This is a genomic window from Dawidia cretensis (assembly GCF_018598175.1).
GTDB lineage: Bacteria > Bacteroidota > Bacteroidia > Cytophagales > Cyclobacteriaceae > Ohtaekwangia > Ohtaekwangia cretensis.
Genome location: NZ_JAHESE010000192.1, coordinates 1 through 271 on the forward strand (window position 1 = coordinate 1; position 271 = coordinate 271).

Here is a 271-nt window from a genome sequence, read left to right on the forward strand (position 1 = left end):
GGTTCTGTATAGAGCATTTTCTTAGCCTCGCTGAAGGTCTTGCTGCCTTTGCCTTCAATCATATAAGAGAAGATCGTCCACGGTGCACCTGCGAATCCAATAAGGGGCACCCTCCCGTTCAGCTCCTTTTTAGTGAGTGTGAGGGCGTCGAGAACATATTGCAATTCGCCAGCCTCAGCTATATGGATGCTATCGAGATCTTTTGCTGATGTTATGCGCTTAGGAAATACCGGACCACGCTTTTCTTCCATTTCATAGTTTAATCCCATAG

The 271-nt window shown here is 46.5% G+C and carries 1 protein-coding gene; it reads right to left on the minus strand.

Annotation, left to right across the window (positions count from 1 at the left end; all coding sequences use genetic code 11):
* On the minus strand, positions 1-271 hold a 271-nt coding region (locus tag KK062_RS30320), incomplete at both ends, for a uroporphyrinogen decarboxylase family protein (protein WP_317195825.1).